A 466-nucleotide genomic window follows, 5' to 3' on the forward strand; every position below is an offset into this window, starting at 1 on the left:
CCGGTAATGACCACTACCGGTGTATCGGCTAGGCATTCCTGAAGATACCTCTCGATAGCTCTGGTTATATAGGGCATATATTCGACCAAAATAGATTTTAATTACGACTATTTTGGATTCTAGTAAAGACTAAACTGAATTTCCAATTCGACTATTATGGATTTTACATACGCAAAAAGGCTAGCTGCCAGCATGCCCATAAGCTGAATACGGAGCTAGAAGGCTGACCGAAAATAGACTGCCTCCTAGGAGCCTGTCGGACTTAACCAGCAAAACAGGTAAAATCCTGATTCCAGTACCAGTAACACTCAAAGCACTATGAATAAGTGGAAGTTCAAACCGGTCGACCGAAACACTCCCGACCTTTTCCCTGCCAGCATCCAGGATTATCTTCCAGAAGGTCATATGGCTCGCTTTGTGGTGGATGTTGTTGACCAGCTCGACCTGTCTCCACTGATCAATTCTT

Annotated in this window: 1 pseudogene; it reads left to right on the top strand. The window is 44.2% G+C overall.

The features are described from left to right. Window positions 1-318 precede the first annotated feature (318 nt). Window positions 319-466 (top strand): annotated as a pseudogene (locus tag WG89_RS32615) (IS5/IS1182 family transposase); the annotation flags it as partial.

Origin of the sequence: Endozoicomonas arenosclerae (genome assembly GCF_001562015.1) — a bacterium.
Lineage (GTDB): Bacteria > Pseudomonadota > Gammaproteobacteria > Pseudomonadales > Endozoicomonadaceae > Endozoicomonas_A > Endozoicomonas_A arenosclerae.